15 protein-coding genes are annotated in these 13,663 nt (G+C 45.3%); 3 read left to right on the top strand and 12 right to left on the bottom strand.

Translation table 11 applies throughout. The annotated features are described in order from the left end of the window. The first annotated feature begins 182 nt into the window (after positions 1 to 182). Entirely contained in the window at positions 183 to 785 is a 603-nt protein-coding gene (locus tag LYZ37_RS15820; protein WP_272788410.1) for an HD domain-containing protein, read from the top strand. Here the strand turns inward: LYZ37_RS15820 and LYZ37_RS15815 are convergent. Then, entirely contained in the window at positions 782 to 1,099 is a 318-nt protein-coding gene (locus LYZ37_RS15815; RefSeq protein WP_272787863.1) for a cupin domain-containing protein, read from the bottom strand. The two genes, LYZ37_RS15820 and LYZ37_RS15815, sit on opposite strands and share 4 nt — an antisense overlap. Positions 1,100 to 1,306: 207 nt before the next feature. Between LYZ37_RS15815 and LYZ37_RS15810 the strand changes: the two genes are divergently transcribed. After that, positions 1,307 to 2,101 (top strand): nucleotidyltransferase domain-containing protein, encoded by a 795-nt coding sequence (locus tag LYZ37_RS15810; protein ID WP_272787862.1) that lies wholly within the window; start codon positions 1,307 to 1,309, stop codon positions 2,099 to 2,101. An 87-nt stretch (positions 2,102 to 2,188) separates the two neighbouring features. Here LYZ37_RS15810 and yidZ read toward each other — a convergent pair whose 3' ends face one another. Then, a complete protein-coding gene (gene yidZ, locus LYZ37_RS15805; RefSeq protein ID WP_272787861.1) occupies positions 2,189 to 3,142 on the bottom strand; it encodes an HTH-type transcriptional regulator YidZ in 954 nt (317 codons plus the stop codon). Then, complete coding sequence (locus tag LYZ37_RS15800; RefSeq protein ID WP_272787860.1) at positions 3,117 to 4,439, bottom strand: MFS transporter; 1,323 nt, start codon at positions 4,437 to 4,439, stop codon at positions 3,117 to 3,119. The genes yidZ and LYZ37_RS15800 overlap by 26 nt, the downstream gene beginning before the upstream one ends. Before the next feature lie 90 nt (positions 4,440 to 4,529). Here LYZ37_RS15800 and LYZ37_RS15795 point away from each other — a divergent pair, with 90 nt between their 5' ends. Further along, positions 4,530 to 5,315: an HAD-IIB family hydrolase gene (locus LYZ37_RS15795; protein WP_272787859.1), complete on the top strand. Its 786-nt coding sequence runs from the start codon at positions 4,530 to 4,532 to the stop codon at positions 5,313 to 5,315. A 30-nt stretch (positions 5,316 to 5,345) separates the two neighbouring features. On the opposite strand, the gene LYZ37_RS15790 is transcribed toward LYZ37_RS15795, so the two are convergent. From LYZ37_RS15790 to LYZ37_RS15750, 9 genes are all read right to left on the bottom strand, one after another. Further along, complete coding sequence (locus tag LYZ37_RS15790; protein WP_171320454.1) at positions 5,346 to 5,540, bottom strand: hypothetical protein; 195 nt, start codon at positions 5,538 to 5,540, stop codon at positions 5,346 to 5,348. A gap of 179 nt (positions 5,541 to 5,719) precedes the next feature. Continuing rightward, positions 5,720 to 5,905 carry a hypothetical protein gene (locus LYZ37_RS15785; RefSeq protein WP_069668850.1) on the bottom strand — a complete coding sequence of 62 codons (186 nt, stop codon included), beginning with the start codon at positions 5,903 to 5,905 and terminating at the stop codon, positions 5,720 to 5,722. A gap of 137 nt (positions 5,906 to 6,042) precedes the next feature. After that, positions 6,043 to 6,501 carry a hypothetical protein gene (locus LYZ37_RS15780; protein ID WP_171320453.1) on the bottom strand — a complete coding sequence of 153 codons (459 nt, stop codon included), beginning with the start codon at positions 6,499 to 6,501 and terminating at the stop codon, positions 6,043 to 6,045. A gap of 13 nt (positions 6,502 to 6,514) precedes the next feature. Next, a complete protein-coding gene (locus LYZ37_RS15775; RefSeq protein WP_420794649.1) occupies positions 6,515 to 8,458 on the bottom strand; it encodes an alkyl/aryl-sulfatase in 1,944 nt (647 codons plus the stop codon). Positions 8,459 to 8,662: 204 nt separating this feature from the next. Then, positions 8,663 to 9,466, bottom strand: coding sequence for a phosphonate ABC transporter, permease protein PhnE (gene phnE, locus LYZ37_RS15770; RefSeq protein WP_272787857.1), 804 nt, complete (start codon positions 9,464 to 9,466; stop codon positions 8,663 to 8,665). After that, complete coding sequence (gene phnE, locus LYZ37_RS15765; RefSeq protein WP_272251133.1) at positions 9,466 to 10,266, bottom strand: phosphonate ABC transporter, permease protein PhnE; 801 nt, start codon at positions 10,264 to 10,266, stop codon at positions 9,466 to 9,468. The genes phnE (LYZ37_RS15770) and phnE (LYZ37_RS15765) overlap by 1 nt, the downstream gene beginning before the upstream one ends. Then, on the bottom strand, positions 10,254 to 11,039 hold the full coding sequence (gene phnC, locus LYZ37_RS15760; RefSeq protein WP_272787856.1) for a phosphonate ABC transporter ATP-binding protein: 786 nt from the start codon (positions 11,037 to 11,039) through the stop codon (positions 10,254 to 10,256). The genes phnE (LYZ37_RS15765) and phnC overlap by 13 nt, the downstream gene beginning before the upstream one ends. A gap of 102 nt (positions 11,040 to 11,141) precedes the next feature. Continuing rightward, entirely contained in the window at positions 11,142 to 12,182 is a 1,041-nt protein-coding gene (gene phnD, locus LYZ37_RS15755; RefSeq protein ID WP_171320449.1) for a phosphate/phosphite/phosphonate ABC transporter substrate-binding protein, read from the bottom strand. A 253-nt stretch (positions 12,183 to 12,435) separates the two neighbouring features. Beyond that, positions 12,436 to 13,647 (bottom strand): glycerophosphodiester phosphodiesterase family protein, encoded by a 1,212-nt coding sequence (locus LYZ37_RS15750; protein ID WP_272787855.1) that lies wholly within the window; start codon positions 13,645 to 13,647, stop codon positions 12,436 to 12,438. Positions 13,648 to 13,663: the final 16 nt, after the last annotated feature.

Genomic DNA, 13,663 nt, shown 5'->3' with positions numbered 1-13,663 from the left:
TGCAAGATTCAATGCCTCGAAATTAACTGCGAAGAATCTAGCTTAAAGGTGACACTAATAGACGGGTCAAGAAACTCGAACATTGAAATGACAGTAGCGGATCATCGCTATGTTAGTCTGTTCGAAATCAAACCATTATCATAGGAGTTCGCTTGGAAACTGTAGAAAAGTACACTCAAGCCATGTTTGAGTTTATTGCAAAGGAGATGATTCAAGATCCCGCGCACGACATCAATCACGTTAAACGTGTCGTCAAAACCGCACGCAACCTATGTGCGCAAGAAAACGCCAAGCTAGAGGTGGTGCTACCCGCCGCTTATCTGCATGATTGTTTCACCTTCGCTAAAAACCATCCTGAACGCAGCAAAAGCTCTGTGGTCGCAGCCGACAAAGCAATCGAATTCCTTACTTCCATCCGCTACCCAGCTCAATATTTAGATGCCATTCATCATGCGATTGTCGCGCACAGTTACAGCGCAAATATCACACCGCAATCACTCGAAGCGCAAATTGTGCAAGATGCAGATCGCCTTGATGCCTTGGGAGCGATAGGGATTGCTCGCTGCCTACAAGTAAGTACTAACTTTGGCGCAAGCTTATACAGTTCAGACGATCCATTTTGTGAGAATCGAGAGTATGATGATAAAAACTACACCGTCGATCACTTCTACAACAAGCTGTTTAAACTTGAGCAGATGATGAACACTGACGCGGCTAAAACCGAGGCAAGAATCAGAACTCAGTACATGCGCGCGTATTTAGCCCAACTCGCGAGTGAAATTTAGCCTTTGTAGAAAACCGCTAGCCAGACCGTTATCTCGTCTTGAGCGGTCTGCTTCACTTTATGTTTGCAGTGTGCAGGGATATTGACATGATCGCCCTGCTCAAGCTTAACGATACGGCCATCTTCAAACTCAATTACACCAAACCCAGACAAAACCATCACCCACTCGCTCTCATCTTGATCATACCAACCAGACTCCGGTGAGCTTTGACCATGAGAGAGGATTCGTTCAATACGTACATCCCGACCGGAAACAATGTCTTCAAACACTTCTTCATTCAGCGCTTGAGGTAACCCCGCTAACAAATTATCCATATCCGTCCCTATTATGTACGTAGACTCATAAGCCAAGCAGTTTATCATGAGATGTCACAGCTGAAATTATCAACATCTCGGCTTCGACGTTGCAAGCGATATTGATTGCATTTAACCACGACTAAAGCTACTTTGTAATGCTGCGTTAATTTTACCGCACTAACTGTCTTTGGCAGTTCTCACATCGAATTCGATTAAAGGTAAAATATGAAATATCCAACCACTCTTCCCCAATCACACAAGCAGCTACTGGAAAAAATTGTCGCTTGTTTCTCTCAAGATCCTAGAATCGTCGGCCTCGGGGCTAGTGGCTCTTATGCCTCTGACACTATGGATAAATACAGCGACTTAGATATTGTGGTTGCTATCAATCCAGACGATTTTCCTAGCATCATGGAAGAGCGATTTGATCTTATTGACAAGGTAGAGGGAAAGGTCGCAGCTTTCACCGGAGAGCACGTTGGCGAACCACGTTTAGTGATTTCTATCTACGAGCCGGGCGCTGTCCACGTCGACTTCAAGTTCGTTTCTTTGCCGGATGCAGCCGCACGTGTCGATAACACTCAAGTTCTTTGGCAGCGAGGGACTTGTCTCTCTGACATCTTTGCTACTCAGCAGCCACATTACCCTCAACCCGATCCTCAGTGGGTTGAAGATAGGTTTTGGATATGGGTGCATTATGGAGCAACAAAAATAGCGCGTGGTGAGTATTTTGAGGCGACCGAGTTTCTTTCATTTCTGCGTACTGTTGCGCTCTCTCCGTTGGCTTTAAAACAACAAGGGTTGACACCTTCAGGCGTAAGAAAGGTTGAAACTCGCTTACCAGACTTTGCTGCTCAACTAGAAGAAACCGTTGTGAAGCCTGAAAAACAGGCACTCATTGCTGCTTTTGAAAAAATCACTGATTTGTATCTCAGCCTTCGTCAGCATGAAGAGGTTGAAGTGAATCAACAAGCGCAGCAGCTATGTTTGGATTACTTCCACAAAGAACTCAGCCGCTAACTCAATAATTGACTCAATCAAGGGGACATCCGTCCCCTTACTTTTATGCCAGCGGAAAGATTAGATGATCTGATTGGTAGTGCTCATCTAATCACAATATAAGCTCTTTATCGTATCTCGCAGCCACTTGATCTTTGGATTGCGGTTATTACGCTTATGCCAAATCATGGTGAATGGGATCTTAAGTTTCTGTTGCTGCTCCTCATCTAATGGAATCGGCATGGCAACCAGATCTGGGTGGAGTTGCTGGCAATATTTCTGACAATATTTTGGGGCGGTGGTGATCATCTCATGGCCGGCTTTTTCTGCAACAAACAGACCCTGCTCAAACCCCGACATGGTTAAGTTAACGTTCCGGGTCAAGCCTAACTCTATCAGTATGTCATCCAGAGCCCAGCCCTCTTTTTTCTCCCACGTCACGTTAATGTGTGGGTAGCTGAGAAACGTCTCCAAATTCCATTCCTGCTCCAACGCTGGGTGATCTTTGCGTAAGTAAACCAAGGGCAAGTCAGTAAAGAGCACTTCAAAATTAATGTAGTAAGGCAGCAGTTCAAGCGACTCTCTTGAACGAGGGTGGCTCTCTCTACCCGTAAAGCCAATATCGACGTCTCCACGGGCAATGGCCTCTAGAGAGTCATAGTCCCAGTTAGTAAATTTTATCTTAGAATCTGGGTAAGTCTGATGAATGCGCTTAGTCAATTCATCAACCATGATCAAAGATAACGGAGACTCTACCCCAAGATTAAAACGTACACCTGTTGGTGCTTCATCACCACGTCTTGAGACAATTTGGCTTCCAATAAGTAGCCAGTCAGACAGACTCTCTTCCATGCTTATCGCCAGTGGCGTTGGTCTTAAACCCTGCGGAGTATTGACGAACAACGGGTCATCAAACCAATCACGCAACTTGCCCAATGCCTTACTTACCGTTGAAGGCGTGACATTGAGCTTCTTTGCCGTTTTGGTCACACTCTGCTCTTGTAGCAACAATTGCAGAGTGAGCAGTAAATTCAGATCAAGGCGTGCAAGTGATTTCTTCATGAAGATCGCTACGTGGTTGATTTGCCCCTAATAGTATTAAAGCGATGCCGATAACGCCACCAGCAACCAATGCAATGAGCAACATATTTACTGCAGATACACCAATCCATGCCATAAACCAGATATACAACGCGGAACAACACACTTGAGAAATACCCAGTACCGAACTGGCTAAACCGGCTTTGTTTGAAAAAGGGCTAAGTGCTTGACTCATCGCGACCCCAAACCCCATAGAGAACCCCATGCTAATCAAGCCAAAACCTAGCATGTAAAGCGTCGAGCTATCGCCATTCAAGTGAGCCGCGAGGATGACGATAGCCGACGTCAAAGTAATGATTTGTGAGCCTAGCAACAAGGTTCCTTGCTTAAAGTAAGACAGGGCAATGGGTGCTGAAAATGAAGTCGACATCCCTACCATAGCCAAGAGCGCCATTGCCGTTGAGTATTCCCCGCGGCTAAAGTTCAGTGTCTCCATGACAATCATTGGAGAGGTATTTACATAGGTAAGAATTGCCGTCACACCAAGCGAGGTAAACAAAACTCTAGAAAGGAAATAACGGTTCCATAGCGTTTCGTTAGGACCAGGTTCTTCGCTGTTAGACTGATCATTTGGCTGTCTTGACAAGGTTTCTTTCAACACAAACGTCGCAATCAGGCAGACTAAAACCCCCATTGCCGCCATCGCACTAAACAGGACAGGCCAAGGAAATTTCAGCATGATTAAGTGCCCAATGACTGGTGCTAAAACAGGGATCATGCAGGTGATACCATTCAACATAGAGAGCACTTTAGCGCGCTTTTGATCGTCTAGTGTGTCGCGCAAAATAGCGAAGGCCACCACATAACAACACCCTGCCCCTACGCCTTGGAAAAAACGCATCATCAGGAAAGCATCACTGGTTTGAGATGCGCCACCGAGCCAAGAAGAAATAGCAAAAACAATGGCACCAGCAATAGCAACTGGCTTACGCCCGAATCGGTCAGCAAGGCGACCAACAAACAGCATCGTCATTGCCATACCTGACAAGTAGATAGAAAACGCCATATGAAGCTGTGACTCCGTTGCGGCTAGATCGGCGGCGATTTGAGGTAACCCAACAAGGTAGAGGTCAATGGCCGTAGGATAAAGAAGCACAAAGGAAAATGCGCATAAAAGGAATCGGGACATAGCTACCTCACTTATATAGTAATCGTTTGCGAGGATAATATTCGATACTCCACCGTTTGGCGCGTTGCCATTATGACAACAAGCATTTCCAATTACGACATCGGTAAAAACGACTATCTTATCTCTCATCAGTTATTCATTAACCTAAGCCACTTCACTGAAATACAGAGTGAAATTTCATAAGATAAACAGTTCTTTAAACAGCATTAGATAATCAATATGGAAAACGTACTTTCAAAGGAATGGAAGTCCATCGAATGGGTTTTGACGGATGTCGATGACACATTGACATGGCAAGGCAAACTGCCACCGGAAACACTGATTGCGCTATCAGAATTACAGCAACAGGGGCTTAAAGTTGTCGCGGTGACTGGAGCGTGTGCAGGTTGGTGCGATCATATTGCTCAGCTTTGGCCTGTCGATGCAGTACTGGGTGAGAATGGGGCTTTTACTTTGGAAAAAAGCACCAAGGGCATTTCTCTTACCAGTTCTGTACCACTGCAAAAGATGCGTGAACAACAAAGCCAGCTAAAGCAGCAAGTAGAAGATATTCTCGCAGATTACCCACAAGTAAACTTGACCCTAGACCAAGCCTATCGCCTGTGTGAAGTCGCGATTGATATCGGCCAAAATCGAGAGCCACTAAGTGCCACTATCGTAGAGCAGATAGTCGCCCGTATTCACGAATTAGGCGCGCATGCGACGGCGAGTTCGATCCATATCAATGCTTGGTACGGCAATCACTCAAAACGTAACAGCGCATTCGAATATCTAAAATCGAAAGGGTTAACTGAGCAAGATGTTTTGACCAAGTGTTGCTATGTCGGTGATTCGCTTAATGACCAACAAATGTTTGAAACCTTGCCCTTGACTGTTGGGGTGAAAAACATCCAGCACTATTGGGATAAGCTGACACACAAACCCTCTTTGTTCATGACTCAGCCGGGTGGTTATGGATTTGCCGAGTTTGCAAAACAGCTACTGGCACAAAAAGAGACGCAGTAGGGTAGCTACTACGTCTCAATTAAGGTTAGATCACTCTTCCCCTTGAGAGATAGGCAGTCGCTTATCTTTAAGGTTGGTGTACAGGTGGGCTTGATTCCTTTCAATCATTACCATAGCAAGAAGAGGGTTAAGTGCGCGCACTTCCCCTTTCATATAGGGAACTGGGATGTCCCATGGGTTGTTTTGGTACAAACCCTCTTCGTCGAACTGGACAAGAAACTCCATGCTTACCTCCTAACACATCGAGCATCCCTTAAGTTTAGTTCGTAATTGAGACTTTTATTAGTAATGAGTTTTTTTAAACAGTACCAGCGAGTAGTTTCAAGGCGAGCGAAACCATAAGCCCAAGTGCAACAATAGCAATTTCCTCTACCATTGCTTGGACTTAACTTACCGCTTAAACTTCATTTCTCGGTGCTGAACTGCTTGTCTTTCTCATGAAAATAGAGATGAGCTTCGCGCCTATCAATCAACACAATCGCGGCAAGAGGAGTCACTGAGTGGATCTCTCCTTTCTGGTATGAAACTGGCAGATCCCACGGATTATCTTGATAGCTTCCGGTTCTATCAAACTGAACTAGAACATCCATAGCTACCTCCAAAACGACATCAAGTACTCCTTAAGTTTAGTTGATAGCATTATCAGTAATGACTTTTTTATAGATAAACGAACTAGGCCTAAGTCTAGTTCGCTTATTGACTGCGGATTTTAGTAACTACGATCTGCTCAGAGCCGTCTTGCAATTCCGAGCTCTAATGCAGTATTGAGGGTAATGCTTTCGTTTACTAAGTTGTGGAGGGCCGCTTCCGAAATCAACAATATTTCAGAGTCCGAGCTTGGGGTCGCTACATGTATAGCCAAGCGATTGTTTGTTTGATGATGAGACCAGAGTTGGCTGTCCACTAAATAGATATATGTCCCTGTGGGGAGCTGAGGGTACAGCTCTACCATAACATTTAACCACCAGCTTGCGCGTCGTAGTCCATTCACTCCGACTAAACTCTCTGGCTGCTCAATTGACTGACTGCGTATCGCTTCTTGTGTTGAGATAGCCACATCCAGTGACCCCGGATAGCTTTCAGAAAACGGGTTGCTAAATTGTCCGTCATAAGAGCAAGCCCAACTACTCTGTGGGCTTGCTAACATGAGAGCAAAAGCAATGAGCAACAATGCGCTTCTGTCCATTTTGTTCTCCTTACTACGGAGTCACGATATTGAACCAGAAATTGAAGGTATCAAGCATACCAACAAAGTCTTTGAACACACCTTTGTCCCCATCTAGAACTATATCCCCATTCGCAATCGCCTGCTCTAGTGTGACGTTACCAAGCTGGACGTCATCAAGAGCCGACTTAGTCAAGGTAAGAGTTACATCGGGGTCATCATTTTGCTTACGGGTATGATTTAAGACGGAATTCTCTACATATAGCGTGTACTTCTCATCCAAATCTGTGAAGTTCAGATTAATCGCAAATGCTTTGCCCGAGGCTTTCTCTGGAAGAATCCTTACCGCTAGGTAATCAAACAACATTTCCGGTGGCATATTTTTAATGATATCTGGCGAAGCAGTGTTTGTTCCTCCTGCTGACGGTGTCCCGTTTCTCAATTCATAAGCACCTTGTAAATAGACAGAGCGCCATGGACCAGATTCAGCTTGATAGCCTAACTGCTCGTAAGCATCAGCCAGCAAAGCTTTACCTTTCTTACTTTGAGGGTTAGCAAAAACGACATGCTTCATAACTTCTGCTACCCAACGATATTTACCCGCCTCAAAGTCAGTTTGAGCTTTCTTAATCGTCTCTCTTTCACCACCCATATATTCCACATATTTGACCGCAGCATTGGTAGGTGGAAGGTTGTTCAAATCAGAAGGATTGCCACTGTACCAACCCATGTAACGTTGATAAACCGCGCGACTATTGTGGCGCAAAGTGCCGTAGTACCCACGAGTACTCCAATTATTTTCTATCTCATCGGGAAACTGAATAATCTCTGAAATTTCTGAACCGATATATCCTTGGTTCATCAATCGCACAGTTTGGTCGTGAGTGTACTTATACATATCACGTTGTTTCTTGAAATACTCTACGATCTCTTTCTGCCCCCACATTGGCCAGTGGTGACTTTGGAACTTAACCTCAACCTCATCCCCCCACATCTCTATCGTTTCCTGAAGATAGCTTGACCACTTTAGGGCATCACGTACCTGAGCCCCGCGCAGCGTAAGGATGTTATGCATAGTATTGGTGGAATTTTCAGCCATCCAAAGCGCTTTTTTATCAGGGAAATAGGTATTAATTTCAGTTGGAGCTTCAGAACCTGGGGTGTACTGGAACACCATTTTAATACCATCAATGGTGCGCTCTTCGCCCGTTTTCTCGATGATGTCTGTAGGTTCGATTAACGTCGCCAATCCAGTTGACGTTGTTTGACCCAACCCGCCATTCACGCCACCACGCTCATTTCTAGGTAACAGAGCACCGTACATATACACTGCCCGTCGCCCCATCGCATTCCCTGCAATCACATTTTCAGATACGGCATGCTCAGTAAAATCATGCGAGGCTATTATTTCAACTTTACCATCCTTCACATCTTGCTCATCAACGATACCTCTCACACCACCAAAGTGGTCGATATGGCTGTGGCTGTAAACCACCCCAACAACTGGCTTCTCACCAAGCTCTGCATTGATAAACTCTAAAGCGGCTTTTGCAGTCTCTTGGGAGATAAGTGGATCAAATACAATCCATCCCGTCTTACCCTCTACAAAAGTGATATTCGAAAGATCATAGCCACGGACTTGGTAGATGCCGTCTGTAACCTCGAATAACCCATTGATCATGTTTAACTGGGCATTGCGCCATAGACTCGGGTTTACGCTGTCAGGTGCTGGATTCTCCAAGGTGATGTATTTTTTGTAAGCTTCGAGATCCCAAACCACATCACCAGCTTCATTCTTGATGGTGACAACATCTTGCTTAGCGATAAATCCACGTTGCGCATCTTCAAAATCTTGTTTGTCGCTGAAAGGAAGAGTCTGCTTAACCTTATTGTTTACTGCTATTGTGGCGTCAGTCGCTGGTTTCGGGTCTGCCGCGTAGAGTCCTGACGAGAAAACAACTAACGATACTATCGCCATAATTGGCTTCATAACCTTCTCCTTGATATGCATCTTATTGAACAATTAAAGCGTAGACCAGTTCTTCTACACTTCAAATGCAAATCAAGGCAAATCAAAGCTTTATTTCCTCTTCTCCACGTAAGATCAAATAAGGGCAGGAATTGCCTGCCCTTACCGTTAATAGCCCGTAGGCTCGTAATTCTATTTTGTGTTGTGCGACATCTAGATCAGCTTCTTACGCAAATGCACCACCAGTGCTTCAGCGAGAATAACAACAGCGAAGATACTCACTAGGACCATCGACACTTTTTGCCACTCGAACAGGTTTTGCGCGTCGTTAAGCACTACGCCGATACCACCAGCGCCTACTAGTCCTAAAACGGCAGATTCTCGAACATTGATATCCCAACGGAATAAGACAATCGAGAAAAAAGCCGGCATAACTTGAGGCCAGTAGCCTTTAAGCAGAATACTCATCCAAGAGGCACCCGTCGCTTTTAAGGCTTCGATTGTTCCCATATTCACTTCAGCAATCGCCTCTGCGAGAAGTTTACCGACAAAGCCCACACTGCGAACAGCAATCGCCATGATTCCTGCTAATACGCCAGGACCGAACAGAGCGATAAACAGCAATGCCCATACCAGTGAGTTAACCGAACGCGAAGAAACCAAGAAGAACTGTGCAATCCAGTTTAATGTTTTGCTTGGCGTAATGTTAGGTGCGTTTAGCAAGGCTAATGGAATAGCGAGAATCAAAGTGAAAAGCGTTCCAAGAGTTGCAATGTGCAGGGTTTCAATCAGGGCTGCATGAATCATTTCAGGGTAGAAACCGTAATCCAACGGAACCATGCGACTAAACATGTCACCAAACTGCGCTGGTGCGTCGTAGAGGAACTCTGGAATGATTTCTACAGTCTGCCAAGACCAAACTATCGCTGATACAAAACACAAATAGGCGGCGAACCTTGCCAAACGCTCATTGAACGTAAAACGCTGCCACTCTCTATCAATTGAAGCGGTTGTCATTAGAAGATTCTCCTTACTACATTAGATAAGAATTCACCTACAAGAATCAGTGCAATAATGGTGATAAGAATGGCGGCAACAAAGTCGTAATCAAAACGTTGGAAAGCAGAGAAAAGAGTGCCACCTAAACCGCCTGCACCAACAATGCCCACCATGGTTGAGTTACGTAGGTTTGAGTCAAGTTGATAGCTAGCAAAGCCGATAAAGCGCGTAAATACCTGTGGCATCACCGCAAACAAAATCACACTCGCAAAGCTTGCCCCTGTTGCTCGAATGGCTTCAACCTGTTTAAACGAGATCTCTTCAATGGCTTCAGCAAAAAGCTTGGCGATGAAACCAATCGAAGCAAACACCAAGGTCAGAATCCCCGCTAACGCGCCAAAGCCCACGGCTTTAACGAATAAGATGGCAATAATGACTGGGTGGAATGATCGGCACAGCGCGATAAAACCACGTACTGGTGTTGAGACAATCGATGGCATCATGTTTCTTGCCGCCAAAAGACCGAGAAACAAAGAGATAACGATGCCAAAGAAGCTTGAGATGATCGCTATCTGTAAACTCTCTGCTAAGCCACTAAGTAGCAGGTTCGAACGAGAGAAATCGGGTGGAAACATGCGAGATAGCAAGCGCTCACTTTCACCAAAACCGATAATCAATCGCTCAAAGCTAAGGTTCAGAGTCGAGAAGCTGTAAAACAGATAAACAACCACAGCAACCACGCCGACTCGACTCGCCCATGATGCTTTAAAGGGGTTCTCAACGTTTACCGAAGAAGGTGACGTGCTTAATCTAGCCATGACTCACCTCCATAGATGATCTTCAGATCTTCTTCGCTAATACCTTCTGGGCTGCCATCGTAATGCACTTTACCGTTACACATACCAATGATGCGATTGGCAAAACGCTTCGCCAAGTTCACATCATGGATATTCACCAGAACAGGGATTTGCTTATCTTTGGAAAACGTCTCCATCAGTTCCATAATCTCGACCGCGGTTTTAGGGTCGAGAGATGAGGTTGGCTCATCCGCCAATAAGATGTATGGGTCTTGCATCACGGCACGCGCAATACCGACACGTTGACGCTGACCGCCAGAAAGACTATCGGCACGCTGATTGGCAAAGTCTTGCAAGCCAACGAACTCAAGAAGCTCGAACGCTTTTTGTAAATCCTCTTTCGAGTAGTTTCTACGCCAAGCGTTCCATGAAGACATGTAGCCTAAACGCCCACTGAGCACATTTTCTATTACCGTTAGTCTCTCAACCAAGTTGTACTCTTGAAAAACCATCCCGATGTGACGACGCTGTTTACGTAATGCTTGCCCCTGCAGTTTTGTCAGGTCTTCACCTTCAAACAAGATTTCACCGCTGGTCGGGTCGTTTAAGCGGTTGATGCAACGCAATAAGGTACTTTTACCTGTACCCGATGGGCCTATGATGGCAATGATGCCCGGCTGATCGATATCAATGTCGATGCCTTTAAGGATTGGCTTACCTGCCACGTACTCATGAAAGAGATTGTTGATCTTTATTCCGTCGTATTTTGATGCGTCACAGCTTGCTACGGCCATACTACTATTCCTTGTTTTCTTATTTTGAGCCCAAATTTAGGGTGTACGATGCCCGTGCCCTACACACTAGGCACCGTACTTTTTGACGTTGTTAGAGAGTTATTATTGGTTGGTGGCTTGCTTTGCTAGCTCAGCTGCTTTTTTCTTAGCGCGCTTAGCTGCATCTTTCTCAGCCAGTTTTTTCAGACCGGTTTTTGTGTAAGCCGTGCCTGTTGCATGAGCGATATCGCGGATAACTGACCAATCCTCTTGGTAGGTAATTGGTGAAAAGCGGTCTGCGCCTTTAAATGCCGCACTCATCTCTGGAGTGAAACGGTAGCTAAAGAAAGCTTCGTTAATTTTCTCTACCAGTTCAGGTTTTAGGTTGTAAGCGTAGCCAAATGCAGATGTTGGGAAACGCGGGCTGCGGTAGATGATTTTAAGTTCAGAGTCATCAACACGACCAGCCGCAACCATGCGGTCATACACATCTGATGCAACAGGCGCTGCATCGTAGTCGCCATTGTATACGCCTAGGATAGATTGATCGTGTTTACCTGAGTAAAGCACTTTATAGTCTTCATCTGGCACCAAACCTTGTGCTGGGAACAAAGCACGTGGCGCTAGGTTGCCAGAGTTTGAAGAGGCCGAAGTATGGGCAACTCGTTTACCTTTCAAGTCTGCCATTTCGTTAATGCCACTGTCTTTACGAACGATAGTCACTAGGTTGTAGCCTTGGAAACCAGCTTCGTCACCTTTTACCGCAATTGGCACATAGCCCGCTAGGTTTACTGCGTAGCCTGTAGGGCCCGTTGAGAAACCCGCGACATGCAAGCGACCAGAGCGCATGGCTTCTACCTGAGCCGAGTTAGAGTGAACAGTGTAGTAAATGACCTTTTTACCAGTGATTTTGCTTAGGTGTGCTTGGAAATCGGCAAACGCATCTTTATACAGCGCTGGGTCTTCTACTGGTGTGTAGGTAAAAACCAAGGTGCTTGGGTCGATCCACTCATTCGAGTCTTTTGGTGAATCTGCCACTAAATCTTGGTTTTCATCGCAATATCTTTCATCCAGTACCCCACGGTTAGCACACTCACTTGCCATCGCCATAGATGGAAGCAGCAAAGAGCCAGCGATTAACAATCCTTTTACACTGTTTTTCATATTAGAACCTTACATTCACGTTATTGTTGATGTTCATCTTTGCTATTGCAGGGGACATGCCATCTATTTTTGTTAATATTTTCAATATTTTAAAAACAACCAGATCTAGCACCATTTAATTTGGGTCAAATGTGTCTTGTACGAGCCGCGGTATTTGGGTCATTTTTGTCTCATGGAATTTATAACTAAAAAAAGGGCTCGAAAGCCCTTCATCTTTAGTAAAAAATCTTGCTAACTTAGACAGTATCGCCGATTAGATATCCATACAGTTAGCATAGTAAGTGACTGTTGACGGCCAATCACTGAATACGCCTAGTACGCCAACATCTTTCGCCAACACATCCAACACTTTCATCATGTCGCCATCTTGGTTAATTTGCTCAGTAACGCTTTGGTAATACCAACCGCCACCTTGCGCAAGTGGGCCAGAACGCTCTAATGTCCAAGCGATAATATCGAGATCGGCTTGTTTGGCTAGCTTCGCGTATTCTGATGCAACAATCGCATTCTTATCGTCTAACTGAATCAGCGCGTATAGAGGTGGAGCAATGATTTGAACACCATCTTTAGATAGCGCTTTCATGTTCTCTAGCGTCGCAGTAAAGCCTTCTAGATTGTAAACACGATCGTCGAGGTAAACGGCTTGTTTACCAAACTCAGGTTCGTTTTTAATCCAGTATTTCACGTCATCTAGGTTGAATGACTGAACATAAGCATCTTTGGCTGTAAACCCTGCCGCTTTCAGCTCATCAATTAGCTTCTGCGCATAATTCTCTTGGCTGAAGCCCTGATAAGGCATTTCAACTTTGGCTGACTTCAGCTCTGGAGTAACCTTCACACCGTGCTTTTTGAACAACGCTGCACTTTCAGCGTGGGTCATCAAAGTACCGGTTTGTGAGTACAAATCAGTACGCCACCCCGGCGTCCCGTTCATGTATTCTTCAATAGTAGTGGCTTTCGGGTTTGCACCATCCATCTTGCCTTTCAGGGTTTTAAACTCAGCCAAAGTAAAGTCTGAGGTACGACACTCGACTTGAGCATCCTCGCCAGTCTCAGGATTAGCTGGTTTAAACGGCACTGAACATTTCTTAGCAAGTTCAGGATGAGCAAGAACATCGGTTGTAGTGTGGAGATCACTTTGTGAATGACGACAAACCAATTGTTTATCTTTAGTAAAGGTCACATCACATTCAAGTACACCTGCTCCCATCGCAATCGCAGCAAGGTACGACTCTTTGGTATGCTCAGGAAACTGCATTGCTGCGCCGCGGTGACCAATCGAAAAATCGCTACGATAAAATGGGCCGTCACTACAGCTTTCAAGCTTAGTTTTTAGAGGACTCTCTTCCATATCGCTAACGAGATAGAGAGGGCGCGGGCCGACCTGCGCTGGTTCGTTGCCCGCCATGGCAATTGAGCTAACACCTAACAATAGAGTGATACCACTGGTTAAGATTTGCTTCATCGGTTTCTCCTTGCAG

It is taken from the genome of Vibrio tubiashii, from assembly GCF_028551255.1.
In the GTDB taxonomy this organism is placed as follows: Bacteria; Pseudomonadota; Gammaproteobacteria; order Enterobacterales; family Vibrionaceae; genus Vibrio; species Vibrio tubiashii_B.
The sequence above is the reverse complement of the archived record's forward strand: the minus strand, read 5'-3'. Positions and strand labels throughout refer to the sequence as shown.

What these genes read in the sequence shown, in the direction of transcription:
- phnC (WP_272787856.1), bottom strand. Translation starts at nt 11,039, where the DNA reads ATGGCCGTAGCAAGCTGTGACGCATCAAAATACGACGGAATAAAGATC.
- phnE (WP_272251133.1), bottom strand. Translation starts at nt 10,266, where the DNA reads ATGGCTAGATTAAGCACGTCACCTTCTTCGGTAAACGTTGAGAACCCC.
- LYZ37_RS15780 (WP_171320453.1), bottom strand. Translation starts at nt 6,501, where the DNA reads ATGGACAGAAGCGCATTGTTGCTCATTGCTTTTGCTCTCATGTTAGCA.
- LYZ37_RS15795 (WP_272787859.1), top strand. Translation starts at nt 4,530, where the DNA reads ATGGAAAACGTACTTTCAAAGGAATGGAAGTCCATCGAATGGGTTTTG.
- phnD (WP_171320449.1), bottom strand. Translation starts at nt 12,182, where the DNA reads ATGAAAAACAGTGTAAAAGGATTGTTAATCGCTGGCTCTTTGCTGCTT.
- LYZ37_RS15800 (WP_272787860.1), bottom strand. Translation starts at nt 4,439, where the DNA reads ATGAGAGATAAGATAGTCGTTTTTACCGATGTCGTAATTGGAAATGCT.
- LYZ37_RS15820 (WP_272788410.1), top strand. Translation starts at nt 183, where the DNA reads ATGTTTGAGTTTATTGCAAAGGAGATGATTCAAGATCCCGCGCACGAC.
- LYZ37_RS15810 (WP_272787862.1), top strand. Translation starts at nt 1,307, where the DNA reads ATGAAATATCCAACCACTCTTCCCCAATCACACAAGCAGCTACTGGAA.
- yidZ (WP_272787861.1), bottom strand. Translation starts at nt 3,142, where the DNA reads ATGAAGAAATCACTTGCACGCCTTGATCTGAATTTACTGCTCACTCTG.
- LYZ37_RS15750 (WP_272787855.1), bottom strand. Translation starts at nt 13,647, where the DNA reads ATGAAGCAAATCTTAACCAGTGGTATCACTCTATTGTTAGGTGTTAGC.
- LYZ37_RS15815 (WP_272787863.1), bottom strand. Translation starts at nt 1,099, where the DNA reads ATGGATAATTTGTTAGCGGGGTTACCTCAAGCGCTGAATGAAGAAGTG.
- LYZ37_RS15790 (WP_171320454.1), bottom strand. Translation starts at nt 5,540, where the DNA reads ATGGAGTTTCTTGTCCAGTTCGACGAAGAGGGTTTGTACCAAAACAAC.
- phnE (WP_272787857.1), bottom strand. Translation starts at nt 9,466, where the DNA reads ATGACAACCGCTTCAATTGATAGAGAGTGGCAGCGTTTTACGTTCAAT.
- LYZ37_RS15785 (WP_069668850.1), bottom strand. Translation starts at nt 5,905, where the DNA reads ATGGATGTTCTAGTTCAGTTTGATAGAACCGGAAGCTATCAAGATAAT.
- LYZ37_RS15775 (WP_420794649.1), bottom strand. Translation starts at nt 8,458, where the DNA reads ATGGCGATAGTATCGTTAGTTGTTTTCTCGTCAGGACTCTACGCGGCA.